The organism is Specibacter sp. BI4, assembly GCF_056680095.1.
The window spans coordinates 3,578,598-3,596,388 of the sequence record NZ_CM155265.1 but is presented as its reverse complement, the minus strand read 5'-3'; the positions used below and the strand labels follow the sequence as shown (position 1 = coordinate 3,596,388).

Annotated in this window: 18 protein-coding genes and 1 riboswitch; of the genes, 9 read left to right on the top strand and 9 right to left on the bottom strand. The window is 64.7% G+C overall.

Annotation, left to right across the window (positions count from 1 at the left end):
• The first annotated feature begins 194 nt into the window (after positions 1-194).
• Positions 195-311: riboswitch (SAM riboswitch) on the top strand.
• A 75-nt stretch (positions 312-386) separates the two neighbouring features.
• Positions 387-1,709, top strand: coding sequence for a bifunctional o-acetylhomoserine/o-acetylserine sulfhydrylase (locus AC1L6K_RS16490; protein ID WP_480949917.1), 1,323 nt, complete (start codon positions 387-389; stop codon positions 1,707-1,709).
• Complete coding sequence (gene metX / locus AC1L6K_RS16485; protein WP_480949916.1) at positions 1,710-2,912, top strand: homoserine O-acetyltransferase MetX; 1,203 nt, start codon at positions 1,710-1,712, stop codon at positions 2,910-2,912.
• A gap of 100 nt (positions 2,913-3,012) precedes the next feature.
• On the opposite strand, the gene AC1L6K_RS16480 is transcribed toward metX, so the two are convergent.
• A complete protein-coding gene (locus AC1L6K_RS16480) occupies positions 3,013-3,438 on the bottom strand; it encodes a hypothetical protein (RefSeq protein WP_480949915.1) in 426 nt (141 codons plus the stop codon).
• 102 nt (positions 3,439-3,540) lie between these two features.
• Positions 3,541-4,290: an SGNH/GDSL hydrolase family protein gene (locus AC1L6K_RS16475; protein WP_480952803.1), complete on the bottom strand. Its 750-nt coding sequence runs from the start codon at positions 4,288-4,290 to the stop codon at positions 3,541-3,543.
• A 125-nt stretch (positions 4,291-4,415) separates the two neighbouring features.
• Between AC1L6K_RS16475 and AC1L6K_RS16470 the strand changes: the two genes are divergently transcribed.
• Positions 4,416-5,066 carry an alpha/beta hydrolase gene (locus AC1L6K_RS16470; RefSeq protein ID WP_480949914.1) on the top strand — a complete coding sequence of 217 codons (651 nt, stop codon included), beginning with the start codon at positions 4,416-4,418 and terminating at the stop codon, positions 5,064-5,066.
• 77 nt (positions 5,067-5,143) lie between these two features.
• On the opposite strand, the gene AC1L6K_RS16465 is transcribed toward AC1L6K_RS16470, so the two are convergent.
• The 3 genes from AC1L6K_RS16465 to AC1L6K_RS16455 are packed head-to-tail and all read right to left on the bottom strand — an operon-like array spanning position 5,144 to position 6,369.
• Positions 5,144-5,374, bottom strand: a complete 231-nt coding sequence (locus AC1L6K_RS16465) for an RNA-binding S4 domain-containing protein (RefSeq protein ID WP_480949913.1) — start codon at positions 5,372-5,374, stop codon at positions 5,144-5,146.
• A gap of 3 nt (positions 5,375-5,377) precedes the next feature.
• Positions 5,378-6,025 carry a DUF1700 domain-containing protein gene (locus AC1L6K_RS16460; RefSeq protein WP_480949912.1) on the bottom strand — a complete coding sequence of 216 codons (648 nt, stop codon included), beginning with the start codon at positions 6,023-6,025 and terminating at the stop codon, positions 5,378-5,380.
• Positions 6,022-6,369: a PadR family transcriptional regulator gene (locus AC1L6K_RS16455; protein ID WP_480949911.1), complete on the bottom strand. Its 348-nt coding sequence runs from the start codon at positions 6,367-6,369 to the stop codon at positions 6,022-6,024. Before AC1L6K_RS16455 ends, AC1L6K_RS16460 begins: the two co-directional genes overlap by 4 nt.
• Before the next feature lie 128 nt (positions 6,370-6,497).
• Here AC1L6K_RS16455 and AC1L6K_RS16450 point away from each other — a divergent pair, with 128 nt between their 5' ends.
• Both AC1L6K_RS16450 and AC1L6K_RS16445 read left to right on the top strand, forming a co-directional pair.
• Positions 6,498-7,625, top strand: a complete 1,128-nt coding sequence (locus AC1L6K_RS16450; RefSeq protein ID WP_480949910.1) for an epoxide hydrolase family protein — start codon at positions 6,498-6,500, stop codon at positions 7,623-7,625.
• A 208-nt stretch (positions 7,626-7,833) separates the two neighbouring features.
• Entirely contained in the window at positions 7,834-8,982 is a 1,149-nt protein-coding gene (locus tag AC1L6K_RS16445) for a lactonase family protein (RefSeq protein ID WP_480949909.1), read from the top strand.
• Here the strand turns inward: AC1L6K_RS16445 and AC1L6K_RS16440 are convergent.
• Positions 8,979-9,689 (bottom strand): GTP pyrophosphokinase, encoded by a 711-nt coding sequence (locus AC1L6K_RS16440; protein WP_480949908.1) that lies wholly within the window; start codon positions 9,687-9,689, stop codon positions 8,979-8,981. The genes AC1L6K_RS16445 and AC1L6K_RS16440 overlap by 4 nt on opposite strands.
• Before the next feature lie 328 nt (positions 9,690-10,017).
• Here AC1L6K_RS16440 and AC1L6K_RS16435 point away from each other — a divergent pair, with 328 nt between their 5' ends.
• From AC1L6K_RS16435 to AC1L6K_RS16420, 4 genes are all read left to right on the top strand, one after another.
• Positions 10,018-11,403 carry a glycine--tRNA ligase gene (locus AC1L6K_RS16435; RefSeq protein ID WP_480949907.1) on the top strand — a complete coding sequence of 462 codons (1,386 nt, stop codon included), beginning with the start codon at positions 10,018-10,020 and terminating at the stop codon, positions 11,401-11,403.
• Positions 11,404-11,405: 2 nt separating this feature from the next.
• Complete coding sequence (locus tag AC1L6K_RS16430) at positions 11,406-12,395, top strand: GNAT family N-acetyltransferase (RefSeq protein WP_480949906.1); 990 nt, start codon at positions 11,406-11,408, stop codon at positions 12,393-12,395.
• A gap of 179 nt (positions 12,396-12,574) precedes the next feature.
• Positions 12,575-13,927, top strand: a complete 1,353-nt coding sequence (locus AC1L6K_RS16425) for a YibE/F family protein (RefSeq protein WP_480949905.1) — start codon at positions 12,575-12,577, stop codon at positions 13,925-13,927.
• Between the two features lie 13 nt (positions 13,928-13,940).
• A complete protein-coding gene (locus tag AC1L6K_RS16420) occupies positions 13,941-14,162 on the top strand; it encodes a hypothetical protein (RefSeq protein WP_480949904.1) in 222 nt (73 codons plus the stop codon).
• Between the two features lie 6 nt (positions 14,163-14,168).
• On the opposite strand, the gene AC1L6K_RS16415 is transcribed toward AC1L6K_RS16420, so the two are convergent.
• From AC1L6K_RS16415 to AC1L6K_RS16405, 3 genes are read right to left on the bottom strand one after another with little or no spacing between them, the layout of a single operon-like run.
• A complete protein-coding gene (locus AC1L6K_RS16415) occupies positions 14,169-15,308 on the bottom strand; it encodes an FAD-dependent oxidoreductase (protein WP_480949903.1) in 1,140 nt (379 codons plus the stop codon).
• Positions 15,301-16,062, bottom strand: coding sequence for a class I SAM-dependent methyltransferase (locus AC1L6K_RS16410; RefSeq protein WP_480949902.1), 762 nt, complete (start codon positions 16,060-16,062; stop codon positions 15,301-15,303). Before AC1L6K_RS16410 ends, AC1L6K_RS16415 begins: the two co-directional genes overlap by 8 nt.
• Positions 16,055-17,305, bottom strand: a complete 1,251-nt coding sequence (locus AC1L6K_RS16405; protein ID WP_480949901.1) for a type III polyketide synthase — start codon at positions 17,303-17,305, stop codon at positions 16,055-16,057. The genes AC1L6K_RS16410 and AC1L6K_RS16405 overlap by 8 nt, the downstream gene beginning before the upstream one ends.
• Positions 17,306-17,791: the final 486 nt, after the last annotated feature.

Genomic DNA, 17,791 nt, shown 5'->3' with positions numbered 1-17,791 from the left:
TGCATCCTGCCGCTTCCGCTCCCCGCTCCGCAGATGCGCGCTCATGCAGGCCTGAACTGCTTCGAAACACCACGGGGCCAGCCGCTTGTTCAGCGCAAGCCACCTTTTGGGCCAAAAATCAAGCAGTTCTTCGCTTAAGTCATAAAGTTGTCACAATCTTGCGGCATTGCGGGGTTTCTTCCACACTGGATGCAGGTCATGAGTGTCAGCGCACAGCCCCGGCTTGCTGACCGGCAACCCTCCTTCCGCGGTGGGGTGCCCCGGGTGAGGACCTGGCATCGAACCGACCGGTTCCGGTGCAAGCGCGGGCCATAGATTTCAGGGCCCTCCGGGCAGTCAGTGCCGGAGGGTTTTGTTGCAGGCCTCTAGTGTGAAGGAATCCATCCATGAGTAACGGTTGGTCATTTGAAACCCGTCAGATCCACGTAGGCCAGCAGCCGGACGCCGCCACCGGTGCGCGGGCCCTGCCCATCTACCAGACGACGTCGTTTGTGTTCCCGTCGGCCGAAAGCGCAGCCGCACGGTTCGCCCTCGCCGAGCTGGAGCCCATCTACACCCGCATCGGCAACCCCACCACGGATGCCGTGGAGCAGCGGGTTGCCAACCTTGAAGGCGGTGTCGGTGCCCTGCTGCTCGCCTCGGGCCAGGCCGCAACAACCTTCGCCATCCTCAACGTGGCCGAGGCCGGGGACCACATCGTCTCCAGCCCGAGCGTCTACGGCGGCACGTTCAACCTGCTCGCACACACGCTGAAGCGGCTCGGCATCGAGGTCACGTTTGTCTCCGACCCCGACAACCTGGACGAATGGCGCTCCTCGGTCCGCCCAAACACCAAGGCATTCTTCGGCGAGACGGTGTCCAACCCCCGCCAGGACGTCCTCGACCTGGAAAACATCAGCACCATTGCCCACGAGGCCGGCGTGCCGCTGATCGTTGACAACACCCTTGCCACCCCGTACCTGCTCCGTCCGCTGGAATGGGGTGCCGACATCGTCATCCACTCGGCCACCAAGTACCTGGGCGGGCACGGCACCGCCATTGGCGGCGTGATTGTCGACGGCGGCAAGTTCGACTTCGCTGCCGACCCGGAGAAGTTCCCCGGCTTCAACACCCCTGACGAAACCTACAACGGCCTGGTGTTCGCCCGCGACCTCGGCGTTGGCAGCGCTCTCGGCGCCAACCTGGCCTACATCCTCAAGGCGCGCGTGCAGCTGCTGCGCGACCTCGGCTCCGCCATCTCACCGTTCAACGCCTTCCTCATCGCCCAGGGCATCGAGACGCTGAGCCTGCGCGTTGAACGCCACGTCAGCAACGCCGTGACGGTGGCCGAATGGCTTGAAAAGAACGAAAACGTGGAGGCCGTGGCCTACGCGGGAATCCCCTCCAGCCCCTGGTTTGAGCGCGGACGCAAATACGGGCCCAAGGGCATCGGCGCCATCGTCTCCTTTGACATCAAGGGCGGGGCGGAAGCCGGCAAGCGCTTTGTTGACGGCCTGGAACTGCACTCCCACGTTGCCAACCTGGGCGACGTGCGATCCCTGGTCATCCACCCGGCGTCCACCACGCACGCGCAGCTTTCCCCCGAACAGCAGCTTGCCGCCGGCGTGCGCCCGGGACTGGTGCGACTCTCCGTGGGCCTGGAAAATGTTGCCGACATCATCGCCGACCTTGAAGCCGGGTTCCGCACCGCAAAATCGTCCGTGAGCTGAATGGGCCACGTAATCAAGACGGCAGCGGAGCCCAAGGTGGTGACCCCCGACATTGAAACCGGCACACCCGAGCCGGCCGGCAGTTCGTGGTCAGCCGCCGTCGGCCAGGGCGGCGGGGTGCTGCGTTCGGTCCACATCGGCGCACTGCCGCTGGAGGCCGGAGGCGTGCTGCCCTCGGTGACAATGGCCTTTGAATGCTGGGGGACACTGAACGCCGCCGGCGACAACGCCGTGCTCATCCAACACGCCCTCACCGGAAGCACCCACGTCAGCCGCGGCGATTCCGAGGAAGACGGATGGTGGGAAGGCCTGGTGGGGCCCGGCGCGGTGATCGACACCGACAAATTCTTTGTTGTGTGCGCGAACATCGTGGGCGGGTGCTACGGCACCACCGGCCCGTCCAGCATTGCCGGGGATGGCAGGCCGTACGGCTCCCGCTTCCCGTTCGTGACCATCCGCGACTCTGTCCACGCCGAGGCGCGCCTGGCCGACATCCTTGGTGTCAGCTCCTGGCACGCTGTCATCGGCGGGTCCATGGGGGGCGCGCGGGCGCTGGAGTGGGCGGCCACGTACCCCGGCCGTGTGCAGCGCTGCGCCGTGGTGGCGTCGTGCGCGGCCAGTACGGCCGAGCAAATTGCGTTCGCCCAGGCCCAGGTGCTGGCGATCCGCCAGGACCCGAACTTTGCCGGCGGGGATTATTACGACGGCGCAGCCCCCACCTCAGGCCTGGGGCTCGCCCGACGGATTGCCCACATCACGTACCGCTCAGAAACGGAGATGGAGACGCGCTTTGGCCGCAAGGCCCAGGACGACGGCGGCACCATCAACCACGGGCGGCTCGGGACTGCCGCTGTGGGCAGGTACCAGATCGAAAGCTACCTGGACCATCAGGCACAAAAGCTGGCTGGCAGGTTCGACGCCAACAGCTACATCGCCATCACCGAGGCGCTCATGAGCCACGACGTCACCCGGGACCGCGGCACACTCGAGCAAGCCCTGGCCGTGACGGGCGGCGTTGAATTTCTCGTGGCGGCGGTCAGCAGCGACCGGCTGTACTTCCCGGCACAGTCGGATGCCCTGGCCGCGGCACTGCCGGGCGACGTGCGGGTTGCGCGGATTGATTCGGGCATTGGCCACGACGGCTTCCTCACCGAGGTGGCTGCCGTGGGCGAATTGCTGCAGGAATCCTTCTTCACCCCTTAAACATCAACCCGCTTAAATAACTGCCCCGCAGTTGTGGTTGCTGAATCAACTTAAATAGGTTGATTCGGCAACCACAACTGCGGGGCAGTTGGCTTGGGGGTTAGAAGTTCTTGAAGATTGCCTCGCGGTGGACGGCGTACTGTTCCGCCGTGACTTGGCCGTTGCGGCGGGCGGTGTCCAAGGCGTCAAGCTGGCGCTTGAGCTCCGCCTCGGCCCGCATCCGCTCGTTGGCGAATCCGGTGGTCTGGTGTCCATGGGAATTGTCGTAGTTGCCCAGCGGAACACCATTGAGCAGCGTCCCCGCATACGGGACATTCGCTGTTGGCTGGTGGGCAACACCAACCCGGCCGGCCTGTTTGGTTGCCGCGTACGGGTTGGCCTCGTTTGCACGCTTCTTGCGGGCTGCTGCCTTGGCGAAGGAACTGATGAGGATGATGGCGACGACCACCAGCGCAAAATACGGTTGGATGCTGAACGACGCGGAAGAAGACGCAGCGACACTGCCCTCTGCAAGTGACCCGAGCATGACTGGCACAACACACCTCTTCTTCGTAGGGCGCGAAACCCGCTGCACCTGCTTCCATCCTAGTCGTGAAAGCAGGCGATAATCGGTTGCCCGGGCAGCGCGCTAGGGCTGGGGGCCGAAAATCGGTCCCGGGGTGGGGCGCTTGGCGGTGATTCCGTCACCGGAGGACTGGTGCCGCAGCCTGCGGAGCACCCAGGGGAACAAGAATTCCCTGGCCCAGACAAGGTCCTCGGCACGTGCCACCTGCCATTTTTGCGGCGGCAGCGGCTTGGGTTCCAGGGGCACCAGTGAGTGCCTGATGTTCAGCGCCTGCAGCACCATGATCGCAATCGTGTGGTGGCCCAGCGGGGAGAAGTGCAGCCTGTCACCGGCCCACATCTGTGTGTCGGCCAGCTGTCGCAGCGACCACATGTCGCCGACGACGGCGTCGTGGCGCGTGGCGATGGTGCGCAGATTTTCGTTGTAGATTGCCACCCGCCCGCGGACCATGCCCAATACCGGGGTGTCTCGAATATCGGGGCCGTTGAGCAACAGGACGGTGGCACCGGCCGCCGTCATTTGTCCCACGGCAATATCGAGTTGTTCGGCCAGGGCGTCGGGATCCGAGCCGGGGCGGATCAAGTCGTTGCCGCCGGCCGAAATGCTGATCAAATCGGGTTTGAGCGCCAGCGCGGGCTGCAGTTGCTCGCCAAGAATCTGGCCCAGGAGGCGGCCGCGGATGGCAAGGTTGGCGTACTTGAAGTCTTCGGAGCCGCGGTTGAGCTCCTCCGCCACACGGTCAGCCCAGCCGCGGTTGCCGCCGGGGCTGCTCGGTTCCGGGTCGCCAATGCCCTCAGTAAAGGAGTCGCCCATGGCGACGTAGCGGGTCCAGGGATGCTGTAGCAAAGAATCGTTCACCTACCCATACTGCCCGGTAACCACCCATTTCCGCCACCCCTGTTTTTTGGGCCCGGCACGATTCATGGAAAGATGGGGGTATGAGTGAAACCCCCACAGTCCTTTGGTCACGTCCCGAAAATGAGCGGCCCGGAACACCTCTTCTGGTGATTTTCCACGGCTACGGCGCCGATGAGGCGGACCTGTTCTCGCTGGCATCCCAGCTCCCTGCAGACTTCACGGTGGCCTCCGTCCGCGCGCCGCTGCAGGCTGGCCCGGGCTACGCCTGGTTCCCGCTGCGCAGCGACCTGAGCTATGCGGTGACGTCCGTGACGGAGGCCGCGTCCGACGTCGAACTCTGGCTGGAAAGCGTGCGCACCGATCACACGTCCGTGAGCCTGCTCGGGTTCTCGCAGGGCATGTGCATGGCCACCTCGCTGCTGCGCCACCGCCCCGCCGACTATGCCGCCGTGGTGGGCCTGTCGGGCTTCGTGGTTGACGCCGAGGACGATCCGTTCTTCGACGACGCCGCCGTGGCCGCACGCAAGCCCGACGTTTTCTGGGGCCGGGACCAGGCCGATCCCGTCATCCCCGAGTTCGCCATCGAGGCGACAAACACCTGGATGCACGCGCATGTGAAGCTGACGAAGGTGCTGTACACGGGCATTCTCCACGGCATCAACGCCCAGGAAATCGGGCACGTGGGGGAGTTCCTGCAGTACAAGGTCCTGAATGCGGTGAACACGAAGTAGCCGCATGTTAAAGTTCGACGGCGCACCCGGCTTGGGTGCGCCGTCGTCCGGTTAAGCTGTGGTGCAGTTTTGGGACGCTAGCCGCCGGTGGCGATGCGGACGGTTTCGCCGTTAACAGTGACGGTGTCGCCGGGGTGGAGCTGGCGGCCGCGGCGCTCATCGATCTCACCGTTGACCTGGACCAGGCCATTCTTGATGAGCTCGGTGGCTTCCACACCGTCGTCGACCAGGCTGGCAAGTTTCAGCAACTGGCCGAGGCGGATCATGTCGTCGCGGATGGGGATGTCAATGATCTCGTGTGAACTCATGTCTCAATTGTGCCGCATGGGCGGTGGTGTGGTTGACGGGCGGCGCAGTCCGACGATCAGCAAGTAGACGGCGACGGCTGCGGGGATGCACGTCAATGCGATGGATCCCTCGAGTGACAAGCCCGGGATCATGGGGCCTTGGAGGTCATTGCCGCTGGAATCTTGGGTGCTGGTGACTATTAATGGTCCCCATATTGGCAAGAAGGCAAGGATTTGGGCGCCCAAAACACCGCCGGGCAGCAGCACCGTGCCCATGATTTTTTCCCATAGTTTCCAACGCGTGCCCATCCACAGCCCTGCCACTCCGAAGAGCCAGCCAATTCCGGCGAGGTAGCCGCCAAGCGGAAGCAGGATGCAGCTCGCAACCACCCAGAGTGTTGAGGTCTGGTAGCGCTGTGCCGGGGCCTGCTGCTGCACCGGGCCGCGAACCGGTGCGTCCGCCGCAGCCAATCCGCCAGCGATGTCGTCCGGACTGCCCAGGCCGGCCAGTATCTCCGTGGTCGACTGGCCCCCGCGCTCGAGAGCATCCTCAATGTGCTCACGCACGCCAAACAGGATTTCCTCGGACTGATCGGCGGGCAGGTGCGCCAGCCTGGCCCCGAGGGCGGCCAGATAGCTGCGAACTTGGGCATCTTCGATGTCGTGCGTCATGGAGTTCCCCCGGTTGGTGGCTTGAGTATGTCGGAGACGGACGCGCTGAAGGATTCCCAGACGCTGGCAAAGGCGGCCAGTGATTCCCGCCCGGTTTCCGTCAGTGTGTAATACCGGCGCGGGGCGCCCTGGCTGGATTCACGCCAGCTCGTTTCCACCAGTCCATTGCGGCGCAGCCGTGCCAGCAACGGGTACAGCGTTCCCTCACTGGTGAGCAGCCCCCGGTGCTGGAGACCGTTGGCTATGTCCAGTCCGTACATTTCCCCGCCACCTATCGTGGCGAGGACGCAGTACTCCAGGACCCCCTTGCGGAGGTTGGTGCTGACGGTCTCATTCGGTACCATGCATTGCATAGTACCTGACAATGCCCAGGGAAGTCCCGAATGACTCATGGACGATGGGGGCCGGCCGGCCCCCATCACAACTTCCCGCTTCGGGGACTGGATATACTCCTTATACCGAGGAGAATCACATGATGCATGGTGAATTTGTGCTTGAGGTGCCGCAAGAAGACGTCGATGATCTGCGCGACCGGCTCCGGAGAACACGGTGGTCGCCCGCTTGGCCGGTGACCGGCTGGACGGCTGGCACGGACCAAGTGGAGTTGCGCCGCCTGGTTTCCTACTGGGCTGACGGTTTCGATTGGCAGGCCCAGCAGCGCCAGATCAATGCGTTGCCGTGGCACAGCGCGACGGTCGCAGATACTGCCGTGTCCTATCTGCGATTCGAGGCTGAGTCCGCCGGGGCGCTCCCGATCGTCCTGACAAACGGATGGCCGAGCACTCCTCTGGAACTTGTCGAGCTCGCCCGAAGACTCGCCACCCCCACCACCTATGGTGGAGACGCGGCGGACGCGTTCACGGTCATCGTCCCGGCCCTGCCCGGGTTTCCGTTTTCCCCACAACGCCCGGCCCACGCCGAGCAGACCCACGATATCTGGCACCAGCTGATGGTGGATGAGCTCGGCTTCGAGCGCTACGCCGCACACGGCGGCGACCTGGGCGCCGGCATTACCTCGCGCCTGGCGGAAGCCCACCCGGAATCGGTGGTTGGAATCCATCTTATGGCGGTTGCCGTCCCCGCCAACCTTGAGGCAACGCCGCCCACCAGTGAAGAGCAGGGCTATCTCGACGAGTTGCAATCCTGGGTTGCCGCGGAAGGCGGGTACCAGCACGAACAGCAGACCCGCCCGCTCAGCCTCGCACCGGCACTCTCCGACTCCCCAGCCGGCCTCCTCGCGTGGATCATCGAGAAGTACCGGGCATGGAGCGACTCCGGTGGAGACCTCTCAACGCGATTCAGTGACGACTTCCTGCTCACGCAGGCCTCGCTGTACTGGTTCACAAACTCAATCTCGACGTCGTTCAGACCCTACTGGGAGTTCGCGGCCGGGTTTACGGCGCGAGTTGGCAGGGTTGAGGTCCCCACGGCAGTCGCAGTTTTCCCCCACGACCTCACGCATCCACCCAGCAGCTGGGCTGAAAGGAGCTACAACGTGGCGAGGTACACGAAAATGCCGCGGGGCGGACATTTCGCACCGCACGAAGAACCCGGGCTGCTAGCCACTGACCTGAGGGATTTTCTGCGACCGCTGCGGTAGCAAGGGCAATCACGAGACAATGAATGCACGCGCTGGTTGTCAACGGCAAGCGGCGCACTGCAGCCAGCCACTGCGGACCTGACACACCGTGAACGAACAGCGCCGGGCGGCGACAAGGTGATACCTGGGACGGGAAACTGTAATTCGACGGCGCGAGGGCTAGCGTGGAAGTACCACCCAGCCGTTTGCGCTTTCAAGGAGATCAAACATGACGTCCAGCCCCGCCACCAATGCGCCCGCACTTCTGGTCAGCGGGTACACCGAGGAGGGCTCCGGCTCCGGGCCGGGCATTGTCCGCTTTGAGCTGCCCCCTGACGGCGCGGTGGGGGAGCGCAGCCGGCAAAGCGCGGGAGTGATAAATCCTTCGTTCATGGCGTGGGGCGGCGGGACTCTGCTGGCTGTCGAAGAGCTGCCGCAGGGCAATATCGTCGCCATTGACCCGCAAACACTTGATCTGCTGGGCAAGGTGCCCACCGGCGGGGCCGACTCCTGCCACGTGGTGCTCATCGACGATCACGTGTGGGGTGCCAACTACTCCTCCGGCAATGTTTCCGTCGTTGCCCTCGCAGGGCTCCTGCGTGGGGACGGCCCCGGGACTGCACCGCTTCCGCAACTTCTCGCACACCCCGGCAACGGTCCCGTTGCCGACAGGCAAGGCGAATCACACGCCCACCAAGTGACCGCGACGCCGTGGGGGACAGCCCTGGTGGCCGATCTGGGGGCGGACCGCGTCGACGAGTACGCCTTGGCCGACGGCGGCTTCGCCTTGCTGGAATCGGCCCAACTGCCGCCCGGCAGCGGTCCCCGCCATGTCGCCCTCAAGGGGGATTTTCTGCTGGTGGCCGGAGAGCTCGACGGGTACCTGCACGTGCTGCAGCGGACGCCCCGTGATGCGAAAGCGCGTGATTCAGGGACTTCGGTGCGTGGCGCCGACTATTTTTGGCGTTGGCTGTTCAAATCCCCGCTCGCCCAGGGCCCTGAAGCAGTGGCCGGCGCCAAGGAATTTTTCCCCTCGCACATCGAGCTCAGCGCGGACGGCAGCAAACTGTATGCGGCCGTCAGGGGGCCCAATACCATAGTCGTCCTGGACGTGGGCGGGCTCAACGAGGGCGGCGGCACGGCCCGGCCGCCTGCGGCAGCCACTGCACCGCGTTTCCTGCACGAGGTGTCCAGCGGCGGAAACTGGCCCCGCCACTTCGCCCTGTCCGAGCCAAACGACGGAAACAACAAGATCTATGTGGCCAACCAGCTCTCCAACAACGTCTCCGTCTTTGAGCTGGACGGAAACGGCCTGCCCGGCACCGAACCCGTCCAACAGATTGAATTCGGCAGTCCCGCGTGCGTTTTGATCGCCTAATTCTTGTTTCCGTGGTCCTCCGCGGTGCTGCGGACAACCTTGCCCTGGACTTCATCGTGGATTCGTTCCATTTTTGCGTCGAGCCGGCTGGCTGTTGCCGCTGCGTCGTGAAGCTCCGCGAGTATGGATGACGGGATGGCATGATCATATTTGTAGTAAATCTTGTGTTCGAGACTGGCCCAGAAGTCCATCGCCACGGTGCGGATCTGCAATTCAACGTGCATGTTCTGAATTGATTCCGAGAGGAAGATTGGCACCTGGACAATGAGGTGAAGGCTCTTGTATCCGTTGGGTTTGGGGTTGGCGATGTAATCCTTGGTCGCCACCACAGTGATGTCCTGCTGCGAGCTGATCATCTCGGCAATCCAATAGGCGTCCGCTTTAAAGCTGCAGACAATCCGAACACCAGCAACATCTTGCACATTTTGGCTCAGCGACTCAAAGGTTAGCGGTATTCCCCGGCGCCTGGCCTTGTCAAGAAGGCTGTCGGGAGACTTGAGGCGCGAACTGACGTGTTCGATGGGACTGTAGTCGTGGAGATGCTCGAACTCAGTTTTAAGGATGTTGATCTTCGTCATGATCTCCTCTATCGCGAACTGATAGTTGAGCATGAAGCGGGCCAGTCCGTCACGGAGCTCTTTCCCTTCAGCCATTCGTTGAATGACCACTGGATCAACGCTGTCGAACCATTCGTTTAGCTCGCTCATCCAAGAGTCTCCTGTTGGTGCATGGGTGGTGTCATTGCTGCTTCCCTCGTGGCGTCGATGGCGATGAGTCAGCCAATAATAAGCATATGCAGCTGGGGATTTGCCCATGGATCCCCGCACCAAACCCGTTGACGCCTGCATGCCGTTAGGAGTGAATGTTGTGCCGCTTCCGAGGTGGAGCAACATTCGCAATTAACCGCGCGCGGGGTTGGGCATCTCACAAGTGTGCCCAAAGCAGCCGGGGAATTCCACCCAAAGCAGCGCCCAACGGTAGGCTTGTCCCCGGACGGACCGCACCCAGCGGCCTCGTAAATAATAGGAGTAAACAGTGGCGCCCCAATCCAAGCTTGACCAGGTCATTTCCCTCGCGAAACGTCGCGGCTTTGTTTTTCAGGCCGGTGAGATTTACGGCGGTTCGCGGTCGGCCTGGGACTATGGGCCTCTCGGCGTTGAGCTGAAGGAAAACATCAAGCGCGAGTGGTGGCAGTCATTCGTGCGAGGGCGCGAGGACATGGTGGGCCTGGACTCCTCCATCATTCTGCCCAAGGCCGTCTGGGAAGCCTCCGGCCACGTCGCGACGTTCACGGACCCGCTCGTCGAGTGCATCCAGTGCCACAAGCGCCACCGCCAGGACCACCTCGTCGAGGCGTTCGTGGCGAAGAAGAAGCGCCAGCCCGAAGATGGCATGTCCGAGATTGTCTGCCCCGACTGCGGCACCAAGGGCCAGTTCACCGAACCGCAGCTGTTCTCGGGTCTGATGAAGACGTTCCTTGGCCCGGTCGACAGCGAGGCCGGTCTGGCCTACATGCGCCCCGAAACCGCGCAGGGCATCTTTGTGAACTTCAACAACGTGCTCACCACGTCCCGCAAGAAGCCCCCGTTCGGCATTGGCCAGATCGGCAAGGCCTTCCGCAACGAGATCACACCCGGAAACTTCATTTTCCGCACCCGCGAGTTCGAGCAGATGGAAATCGAGTTCTTTGTGCCCGGCGAGGACGCCGAGAAGTGGTTCAAGGAATGGGTTGAACTGTGCTGGGACTGGTTCCTTGATTTGGGCATCAACCCGGAGAACATGCGCCGCTTCGACGTCCCCGAGGACGAGCGCGCCCATTACTCCGCCGGCACGATCGACTTTGAATACAACTTCGGCTTTCAGGGCTCCAAGTGGGGCGAGCTCATGGGCGTCGCCAACCGCACCGACTACGACCTGGGTTCGCACACGAAGGGCTCCGGCACCGACCTGAGCTACTTCAACCAGGCCACGGGCGAGCGCTTCACTCCGTACGTGATCGAGCCGTCCTTCGGCCTGACCCGTTCCATGATGGCGTTCCTGGTGGATGCGTTCACCGAGGATGAAGCACCCAACGCCAAGGGCGGCGTGGACAAGCGCACCGTGCTGAAGCTGGATCCGCGACTGGCCCCCGTCAAGGCTGCCGTTCTGCCGCTGAGCCGCAACGAGGACCTTTCCCCGAAGGCCAAGGAGCTCGCCAACACGCTGCGCAAGCACTGGAACATCGAGTTCGACGACGCCGGCGCCATTGGCCGCCGCTACCGCCGCCAGGATGAGATCGGCACGCCGTTCTGCATCACGGTTGACTTCGACACGCTCGAGGACAACGCGGTGACCATCCGCGAGCGCGACACCATGAGCCAGGAGCGCGTGCCCCTGGACCAGGTGCAGTCCTACCTGGCAACCCGCCTCCTGGGCGCCTAGGCATGGCTGAACTTTCATACCGGCCGTGGCAGGACGGCGACGACCTGACCCTCCTGGAGATCTGGGGCGACGCCGAGTCCGCCCCGGCCGGACAGTTCCGTGCCGCGCTGGCACCGGAATCGGACAGCGGCCCGTGGCGCCGGACCATTGTCGCCGAGGACCAGGGCATCCCGGTCGCGGCCGGCGTCGTGTACTCCACGAAGATGCACCCGGCCCGGCTGTGGGTCTTTGTCGAGGTTGCCGTTGACCACCGGCGCGCAGGCGTCGGCGCCACCGTTTTGACCATGCTCCGCCGTGAAGCCGACGGCGCGCTTGCCGCCGGTTTGGTAAGCACGACGGCGTTGCGCACCAAAGTTGCCCCCGGCACCTCTGGCGCTGCCTTCGCCGAGGCGATGGGCTTGGCTGTGCTGCAGCGGAACAGGGTTGTTGAGGTGGGCCCCGGCGCACTGAAACTGCCCATGTTCGGCGAGGGCACCGAGGCGGAGGCCGAGGCCCGCGTGATGGACCTGGCCACCGGTTCGGTGGAACTGACAGACGTGGTGGGCCGCTACTATGAGTCGGTCAACCAGTGGGACCCCACCGGAACGCTGAGCCCCGGTGTCGTGCAGCGCATGTTCCTGGACGACCTTACCGGCGCCCACGGCGCCCTGGTGCTGCGGGCCGAGCCGGCCAGCGCCTTTGGGGCAGCAGTGCAGCCGAGCAAGAAGGGCAGGATCCAGGCCTTTGCACTGAGCTACTCGCAGGGCAGCATCGACACCTCGGAAGAGGTTGTTGCCGCTGCCTCCGAGGTGTTCCTCGGTGTCGAGCCGGCGCTGGGACGCGACGAGGCGGTGCAGGCCGTGTACGACCTGCTCGCCCTGATCACCCACCAGTACCCGGTGCTCATCGAACTGGACGACTCCATGGAAGCACTTTCGGCCGTGGTCAACCCCATGATCGCCGTGGGCGCAGCCAAGGTGCGCGGCGCCGAAACACTCGTCCTCGGCGAGTAGCTCCACCGGCGGCGGACTCAGGCCCCTCGCGAGCAGTAAGATTTCTTCGGTCGCTGGGCGACCTCAGAAATCCATCCTCGCTCCGGGGTCTGAGTCCGCCGCCTCGCCAAATCCCGTGGTGGCTGTCCGGATCAGCCGGCCGCCGCCATTGAACACAAGCAAAGGACCCACTTTCGCCCATGGGCCATTCACATTCCCGCGTTGATGAATCCACCCTGAGCCGTCCGGAGCTGCGCCGCCGCAAGGAGGCACGCCGCCGGGCCGTGGTGCTGCTGAGCTGGATCCTGGCGCCCCTTGCGGTGCTCACAGTTGTTGCCATGGTGGTCATGTGGCCCGGGGCCGACACGGCACCGGAGCCCGCCGGCAATCCCTACTCCGCTGCGCCAGGGGCGAGCATTGACACCGGAACAGTGCAGCGCACGTCGACCGAAGACTGCGCCCTGACCGACAGCGGCGGCGCGGGCATGAGCTGTTTCATCGCCTTTACGGAAGTCAAGGGCCTTCCCGAGGTACCTGTCCTCATCAGCCCCGACATTGTCCAAGCCGGCGGCGTCGAAGCCGGGGACACGATCAGCTACCTGAACCTGTCGGGACTTGCCGCCATCACGGGCGCGGACCATGCCGGGCCCACCTATGTGTTCATGGATTTTGTGCGCACCATGCCCATGGGTCTGCTGGCCGCGCTGTACGCCCTGGTGGTCGTTGCTGTCGCCAGGTGGCGCGGGCTGCGCGCCATGGTGGGACTCGTCGGGGCGTTTGGTGTGCTGGCGTGGTTTATTTTGCCGGCCCTGGCCCAAGGCCAGTCGCCGCTTTGGGTGGCGTTGGTTGGTTCCTCCGCCATCATGTTTGGGGTGTTGTATTTTGCCCACGGCTTCTCGGCGCGAACCTCCACGGCGCTGCTGGGGACGTTGTTTGGGCTGGGGGTGACGGCCGGGCTCGCTGCCTGGGCTGTGGATTCCGCCGCCTTGACGGGAACCTCGGGCCACAATGCCTACCAGCTGCTGAACATGACCCAGGGCATGTCGCTGTCCGGCATGATCCTGTGCGGACTGGTCATTTCCGGTCTCGGCGTACTCAACGACGTGACCATCACGCAGTCCTCGGCGGTGTGGGAAATGTATGAACTTGCCCCGCACACCAGCACGAAGGAATTGTTCACCTCGGCCATGCGTGTCGGCCGGGACCACATCGCTTCCACCGTCTACACCATCGCCTTCGCCTATGCCGGAGGCGCCCTGCCGGTGCTGCTCATGGTCTCGCTGTTCGACCAGCCCCTGCTCGGTGCGCTCACGGGCGTGGAATTGGCCGAGGAGATAGTGCGGATTCTCGTCGGTTCCATCGGCCTGGTCCTGGCCATCCCCGTCACGACGGCGGTTGCCGTGGCAGTGGTGAAGGCCACGGGCGGCCATCCAGCCAGGGCAGGGAAGAAAACCGGTGTGGAGTCCGAATTGCCGGCGGCCGCAGGTGCCGCGTCAGTGCCCCGTTCAGAGGGCACTGCCGGCGCCACCGCTGGGACCGAAACTGCCCGTTGACGCTGCCTGGTTGATGGCGCTCCTTGTCGCCCTCCACGCCGTCTTGGGCATGCAAGTCATCCCCGCACCTTCCGTCATATTGCTGGTCCTGGCCCTGATATCCCGCTCACGCACCACCAGCTGGCTTGCCGCGGCCGGGCTCGTCGCCTTCGCCATCTTCGTGCTGGCCGGCATGGCGGGAGGGCGGGCCACGGACAGGACCGGCGCCCTGGCGACCTCGGCAGCGCCCGCCTGACGGCCCTTACTGCATGGTGAAGCGGCGGGCGGCAACTTTCTGGACGGCGCCCAACCGGAACACCGGCCTGAGCACGGCGTGCCGCACTGCCAAGAACGACGGCGGCACCGCCCGTCCCAGCGCCATGTTCAGCCACGCCTGCCTCGAAGCCGCGCGGGCGGCAGCCATCCGGGTGCGCTCGAAACCCTTCAGCCGCAGCCCTGTGGGTTTTCCCTGCAGCGCCGCGGCGATGACGGGGGCAAGGGCTGCTGCGTCCAGCCAGCCCAGATTCATGCCCTGCCCGCCAATGGGGCTGATTTCATGGGCAGCATCACCCACCAGCGCCGCCCGGCCCTGCACCATGCTCCTGGCCATCCTGACACGGACCCCAAAAGCGCTGAGCATGCTGTTTGCGCCAGCATCCAAAACGACGCCGGTGCGGCCCCCGACGATGCCTGCCAGGTCCCCGGCCGTGGCCTGGTCGAGCAGCGAGTCGGTGTGAACCACCCACCGGCGCAGCCCGCCGGACAGCGGAAACGACTCCACGATGCCGCCGGGCTCCAGATAAAGCACCGCCGCCGGGCCATCGGTTCCAGTGTCCGGAAAATCGCCCATCAGGTAGCTGTCGGGGTAATCGCGCCCGCTTGTGGGAATGCCCAACAGCCGTCGCAGGACCGAGTGCGCCCCGTCGGCGCCGACCACCAGCCTGGCCTGGCAGACCTCCTGTCGTTCCGCAGCGGCAAGGCGGCCCGAGAGTGTCACGAACTGTCCGGCGTCGTGCATGGATTGCAGGCAGAAGCCGCGCACGACGGCGGCAGGGTCAAGCTCCCGCACACGGGCCTCCAACAGGGCTTCCGTGCGGACCTGGGGGAGTGTGAGCACGAACGGGTGTTGCGCCGAAAGGTCCGTGAAGGACAACCGGGCCACCTCCCGGCCGGCGCTGCGGGCGATTCCGCGACTGATCTGCACACCCTCGTCCGCCATGCCGGCCGCGACGCCAGCCAGTCCCAGGGCGGTCAGGGCTGGCGGATGAATGCCGATGGCGCGCGACTGCGGGTTGGGCGTGGTGCGCTGTTCCAGGATGCGCACGGACAGTCCCTCCTGCAACAGCAGCGCGCCAAGGTACAGACCCACTGGTCCGGCGCCGACAATGGCGACGTCAAGCATGCCCTGCCTCCGGGGTGAAAATCACCAAATTGCGGTAGGGGTGCGCAGTTCTGACGTGCCAGCCCGGCGGCAGCACGGCACGCATTTCGGCGGCCGTGTAGCTGCGCCTGATGGAGGTCAGGCCGTCGCTCCGGATGAAGGATCCCGGAAAGAACGGCAGCGTCCCTGCCGAAAACAAGGCATAGCCGACGCGGCTGCGGGCGATGTCGCTGTGAATCACCGTCTCTCCGGCGAGGGCCGCGGAATCAGCGAACAACCCCTGCAGGTCGTCGGGGCTCAGATGGTGCAGCATGTGGTTGGAAATGACGACGTCGAAGCCGGCACCTTCCGCGAGCAGCTCGCTGCTGCGGGCGCGGCGGAATTCCACCGGTTGTCTGCCTGGGCCGGACTGATTCATGGTGGTCTGGGCGACAGTCGCCTGGGCGAAGCCGATGGCGCGGGCATCGGGGTCGATGGCGGTGATGGCCAGCCGCAGTCCGTCGCGGGCGGCCCACCGGGCCAGGCCCGCCGCAATGTCGCCGCCGCCGCAGCCAATGTCCAGCAGCGTGGTGTTGCGTGTGGGGGAGAGCAGCGGCTTGATGAGCTGTTTGTAGACACCGTGCCAGCGCGAAACCACCCTGTTGACGAGTGGAAACTGGGCGTAGGTGCGGGCCAGGACGGCCGGGTCGCAATCGGCCCTGTCCATTTGCTCCACGGCATGTTCGTCCCTGTCGGCCAAGAAACGCCGGCGCGGGCCGGGGGATGTCTCAGGCATGGCCCGCGGCAACGGCGCCCGGCACGCCCGCAGCATCGTCGGCCGCGGCCACCCCGGCATCCGCCACCCCGGTGGCCGCATCCCGGCCGCCCGCCGCGGCCACCCCGGCAAGGGCCGGACTGAATTTCGTGAACAGCCCTGTCTCCACCGTCAAACCGGGGCCGAAAGCCATCCCGCAGATGCCCTCGCGCACGTCCGTGGCGGGCTGCTCCAGGATGTGCTTGAGGACAAACAACACCGTGGCGCTGCTCATGTTCCCAAAGTTGCGCAGCGTTTCCCGGGAGGGGACGAGCTGCTCGGCGCTGAGTTCCAGTTTCGCCTGGACCTTGTCCAAAATGCTCCTGCCGCCGGGGTGGATCGCCCAATGCCGGAGCGCTCCGTAGGGCAGGCCGCGCAGTGCTGGTGAGCGGGCGAGCAGCGGCGCCAGCGCACCCACAATGTGCTCATCGATGATCTTGGGAACATAGCTGTCAAGGACCATTTCAAAGCCGTGGTCGCCAATGTTCCAGGCCATGGAATCTTCGCCAACAGGGGTCAGGACCGTCTCGAAGTGGTCGAGTTCGATGACGGGTCCGGACCCGGGCAGCTCGCGGGCCGTCACCAGTGCTGCCGCGGCGCCGTCGGCGAAAAGGGAGGATCCCATGATGGTGTCCGGGTCGTTTGAGGTGCGCACATGCAGCGAACACAACTCCACCGAGACCACCAGCACCACAGCCTCCGGGTCCGCTTCGCAAAACGCCTTGGCCGCCCGAAGGGCCGGGAATGCCGCGTAGCAGCCCATGAAGCCCAAATGGTAGCGCTGCACCGAAGGGTTGAGCCCCAAGGCGCGGACGATCTTGTAGTCGGGGCCGGGGTTGAAAAATCCCGTGCAGGAGACTGTCACGACATGCGTGATGTCGGCGGCTGCCAGCCCGTCGCAGGCGGCAAGGGCCTTGGCCGCGGCCTCGATGAACAAGGTGGTGGCCTGGACGGCAAAGAGGTCGTTGCGCGCCTTGGTGCCGGGGTTCAGCAGCAGTCCCGTCCCGCCGTCGTAAAACATCGGGTTGGGGCCGTGGAAGTCGAGGCTCATTTCGGCGACAGCCGTGTGCCGGGTGTCGATGGCGGCCGAATCGAAGCAGGTGCGCACCAGCCGCTGCCCCAGCCGGGTCAGCCCGGGCTGGCCGGCAAAGACGTCCCGGGCCTGTTCCTGAACAAGGATCGTGGGCGGAACAGCGGTTTCCAAGGACCTCAGTGTGACCGTCATAGTCCATTCTTAGGGCCAGCGGGCAAAGAACACAATGGGTCGCCGGCAGTGGAGCATCGGTTGATTCGTGGTTGGCCCGCCCTGTGGCCTAGGATGAAAGGGACGCCCGGATTCCTTGTGAATCCTTCCCAAGGGTTGTAAATACGCCCGTTTGGGCCGTAGCTGGATGGAGGTGGGCCGCACATGGATGACGGACATAGTCGATCTACCGCACCGCGCGAGCCTCGCCTGTGGCAGCGGGAAACACCCCTCCTTTAGTTCCCAACACTCGTGGTGACCCACGGAACGCTTATGCGTCCCTCGTGGTCTCCGCGCCTTGGATGAGAAGCCTGAATGTCTGTTCAGGGTTCGGGGGGCAGTTCCCATCCGGCATCAGGGTCGTGCGGTTGCGGTTTTTGCAGCACCACACCACACACCCATTTTCCGCACACCTTGACTGCATGCACCACGGTTCCCGCCGCGGCGCGCCCGTGTGCTTTCACCGGA

Excerpts from the sequence above, each read along its gene's own strand:
- AC1L6K_RS16450 (WP_480949910.1), top strand. The coding sequence starts at position 6,498 with ATGATGCATGGTGAATTTGTGCTTGAGGTGCCGCAAGAAGACGTCGAT.
- AC1L6K_RS16445 (WP_480949909.1), top strand. The coding sequence starts at position 7,834 with ATGACGTCCAGCCCCGCCACCAATGCGCCCGCACTTCTGGTCAGCGGG.
- AC1L6K_RS16420 (WP_480949904.1), top strand. The coding sequence starts at position 13,941 with ATGGCGCTCCTTGTCGCCCTCCACGCCGTCTTGGGCATGCAAGTCATC.
- AC1L6K_RS16460 (WP_480949912.1), bottom strand. The coding sequence starts at position 6,025 with ATGACGCACGACATCGAAGATGCCCAAGTTCGCAGCTATCTGGCCGCC.
- AC1L6K_RS16425 (WP_480949905.1), top strand. The coding sequence starts at position 12,575 with ATGGGCCATTCACATTCCCGCGTTGATGAATCCACCCTGAGCCGTCCG.
- AC1L6K_RS16410 (WP_480949902.1), bottom strand. The coding sequence starts at position 16,062 with ATGCCTGAGACATCCCCCGGCCCGCGCCGGCGTTTCTTGGCCGACAGG.
- AC1L6K_RS16415 (WP_480949903.1), bottom strand. The coding sequence starts at position 15,308 with ATGCTTGACGTCGCCATTGTCGGCGCCGGACCAGTGGGTCTGTACCTT.
- AC1L6K_RS16430 (WP_480949906.1), top strand. The coding sequence starts at position 11,406 with ATGGCTGAACTTTCATACCGGCCGTGGCAGGACGGCGACGACCTGACC.
- AC1L6K_RS16475 (WP_480952803.1), bottom strand. The coding sequence starts at position 4,290 with ATGGGCGACTCCTTTACTGAGGGCATTGGCGACCCGGAACCGAGCAGC.
- AC1L6K_RS16455 (WP_480949911.1), bottom strand. The coding sequence starts at position 6,369 with ATGGTACCGAATGAGACCGTCAGCACCAACCTCCGCAAGGGGGTCCTG.
- metX (WP_480949916.1), top strand. The coding sequence starts at position 1,710 with ATGGGCCACGTAATCAAGACGGCAGCGGAGCCCAAGGTGGTGACCCCC.
- AC1L6K_RS16465 (WP_480949913.1), bottom strand. The coding sequence starts at position 5,374 with ATGAGTTCACACGAGATCATTGACATCCCCATCCGCGACGACATGATC.
- AC1L6K_RS16490 (WP_480949917.1), top strand. The coding sequence starts at position 387 with ATGAGTAACGGTTGGTCATTTGAAACCCGTCAGATCCACGTAGGCCAG.
- AC1L6K_RS16440 (WP_480949908.1), bottom strand. The coding sequence starts at position 9,689 with ATGAGCGAGCTAAACGAATGGTTCGACAGCGTTGATCCAGTGGTCATT.
- AC1L6K_RS16405 (WP_480949901.1), bottom strand. The coding sequence starts at position 17,305 with ATGACGGTCACACTGAGGTCCTTGGAAACCGCTGTTCCGCCCACGATC.
- AC1L6K_RS16480 (WP_480949915.1), bottom strand. The coding sequence starts at position 3,438 with ATGCTCGGGTCACTTGCAGAGGGCAGTGTCGCTGCGTCTTCTTCCGCG.
- AC1L6K_RS16470 (WP_480949914.1), top strand. The coding sequence starts at position 4,416 with ATGAGTGAAACCCCCACAGTCCTTTGGTCACGTCCCGAAAATGAGCGG.